We start from the raw sequence: 2,626 nt of genomic DNA, 5'->3' as shown, positions 1-2,626 counted from the left end.
CTGTTGTCGGCTGGCGCAGGGCTAACACCCTCGCCAGCAGTTCTGTTTAAGCGTTCGGGACCGCTTTTGCCTGCGAGGGCCGCTTTCGACGCCCGCCGCTGATCTCCCACCTTTTGTGGAACCACATCCACTGGCCGGGATCTTCTCGCACCCAGCGTTCGACGACATCGTTGAGACGCTGGGTGGTGGCGTGGACATCGACGCTGCCGTCAGCCGTGCGCGGCAATGGCAGCTTGTCCTCGATTTCGAGCCGGAAGCGGTTGCCTGGCAGCCTGATGCAGCGAGCCGGATAGACGTCGCAGTCATAGTGACGGGCAAGGGTGGCCAGCACCCGATTGCTCTGGCACGGACGGCCGAAGAATGTCGTCTCCAGTCCGTTGGAGAATTTCTGGTCGACAAGGATGCCGATGTTGCCGCCGTTCTCCAGGACCCCGGCCAAGGCGAATGAGGCACCGGCCATCGATGGCAGCAACGAGCCCATGGTCGAGCGGCGCGTCGAGAGGATGTAGTCGGCAAGATAAGGATTGTTGGGTGGGCGAAACAGCGCCGTGATGTTCATGCCGAAGGTCGCCGCCGCCACCGGCAGAAGTTCGAAATTGCCGAGATGGCCGGTAAAGACGATGTGCGGCTTCACTTCGCTGGCGATTTCGAGGAAGTGGTCCGCTCCTTTGACCTCGATGCGGCCGGGCTTGATCGCTGTAGGGTCATAGTCGAAGAGGGCGTCGAGAAAGATGTATTCCGCGGCAAGACGGGCCATGTTGCCCCACATGTCGGAGGCGATCGCCTGGATCTCGGCTTCGCCCTTTTCCGGATAGGCCTTGCGCAGATTGTCGACGGCGACCTGATGGCGTCCCACCCGGGGGCCGACCATGCGTGCGGCGCGGTCGGCGAAATTCAACGCACTGTCGGCCGGCAGCAGGCGCAGGACCGAGATGATCATCATTGCGGCGCGCGCCACCAGCCAGTAATTGAGCTGGCGCAGTTGCCTGCCGTAGCGAAATTTTAGATCCCGGCGGAACTTCTTGAACACAGAGGTCAAGGCTCTAGCCGACGCGCAGGATGATCTTGCCGAAAACGTCGCGGCCTTCCATGCGCTTCAGCGCGGCGTCGATACCGTCGAAGCCGACTTCGGTGTCGATGACGGGTGCGACCTGTCCCGCCGCCATTTTCTGCATGGCGTTGGCCATGTTTTCCATGCGGCAGCCAAACGAGCCAAGCAGTTTCAATTGCTGCTGGAACAGCTGCATGAGGTTGATCTGCGTCGACACGCCGGAAGTCGAACCGCAGGTCACCAGGCGGCCGCCACGCTTCAGGCACAGCATCGAGGCGGCAAAAGTGTCGGCGCCGACATGTTCGAAGACGACATCGACGCCCTTCTTCTTGGTCAGCTTGCGCACGACGCCCTCGAAACGGTCGTCGCGGTAGTTGATGACATGGTCGGCGCCGAGCGCCTTGGCTTTGTCGATCTTGTCGTTGGAGCCGACCGTGGTGATGATGGTGCAGCCCATCCGTTTGGCCAGCTGGATGGCTGCCGAGCCGATGCCGGATCCGCCGGCATGGATAAGGATCGTCTCGCCGGGCTGTAGCCTGGCGTTGTCGAACAGCATGTGCTCGACCGTGCCGAAGGTGACGGGCGCGACCGCCGCGCCGATGTCGGTCACGCCGGGCGGGGCAGGGACCAGCAGGCGAGCCGGCAGGTTGATCTTCTCTTGCGCGAAACCGTCGAGATGGAAACCGTGCACACCCGAAACATGTTCACAGAGGTTGTCGTGGCCTTCGCGGCAGGCTCGGCAGAGGCCGCAGGTGCGCGCGCCGTAGATCGATACCAATTGTCCGGGCAGCAGGCTGGAAACGCCGGAGCCTACCGCCTCGACCTCGCCCGAGGCTTCGGCGCCGACGACCAGCGGCAGCTTGCGCTTGGCGAAGGCCATGCCGCGCCAGCCCCAGACGTCGATATGGTTCAGCGCCACCGCCTTGATGCGCAGCGTGACTTCGCCAAGTGCCGGCGGTGGGGGAGGCGGCAGGTCCACCGTTTCAAGACGGCGGTCCTCGATAAGTTGCAATGCGCGCATTGGGCCTGTCGGTTTCGGTCTGGCTGAAAAAGGTCGCTTAGACCGGTTCCCGCGCCATGACAAGGCAAGTGTTCTGGCCGCCGAAGCCGAAGGAGTTCGACAGCACGGTGCGGACCTCGGCATTGCGCTTCTTGTTCGGCACCACGTCGAGCACGATCGCGGGGTCGGGATTGTCATAGTTGATGGTCGGTGGAATGACGCTTTCGCGCATCGTCATCAGTGAGAACGCCGCCTCGACGGCGCCCGCCGCCGACAGCGTGTGGCCGATCATCGATTTGTTCGACGAGACCGGCATCGAGCCGATCCGCTCGCCGAACACCGTCGACAGCGACAGATGCTCCATCTTGTCGTTTTCCGGCGTCGAGGTGCCGTGGGCGTTAACGTAGTCGATCTCGTCCTGGCTCAAGCCGGCATCGGCTAGCACAGCACGAACCGCCGCGATCGCCGGCGAAGCGTCCGGCTTCGAGCGGGTGCGGTGGAAATCGTCCGCCTTTTCGCCGCAGCCGCGCAGGATGCCAAGAATCGTGGCGCCGCGCGCGAGTGCGGTTTCCAGT

Annotated in this window: 2 protein-coding genes and 1 pseudogene; all 3 read right to left on the bottom strand. The window is 63.3% G+C overall.

The genetic code is table 11. The annotated features are described in order from the left end of the window. Positions 1 to 46 precede the first annotated feature (46 nt). On the bottom strand, positions 47 to 1,030 hold the full coding sequence (locus EN750_RS28400) for a lipid A biosynthesis lauroyl acyltransferase (RefSeq protein ID WP_189526534.1): 984 nt from the start codon (positions 1,028 to 1,030) through the stop codon (positions 47 to 49). Positions 1,031 to 1,043: 13 nt separating this feature from the next. Continuing rightward, on the bottom strand, positions 1,044 to 2,072 hold the full coding sequence (locus tag EN750_RS28395) for a zinc-binding dehydrogenase (protein WP_127398721.1): 1,029 nt from the start codon (positions 2,070 to 2,072) through the stop codon (positions 1,044 to 1,046). 37 nt (positions 2,073 to 2,109) lie between these two features. Further along, positions 2,110 to 2,626 (bottom strand): annotated as a pseudogene (locus EN750_RS28390) (beta-ketoacyl-ACP synthase); the annotation flags it as partial.

The organism is Mesorhizobium sp. M7A.F.Ca.ET.027.03.2.1 (assembly GCF_003999175.1).
GTDB lineage: Bacteria > Pseudomonadota > Alphaproteobacteria > Rhizobiales > Rhizobiaceae > Mesorhizobium.
The sequence above is the reverse complement of the archived record's forward strand: the minus strand, read 5'-3'. Positions and strand labels throughout refer to the sequence as shown.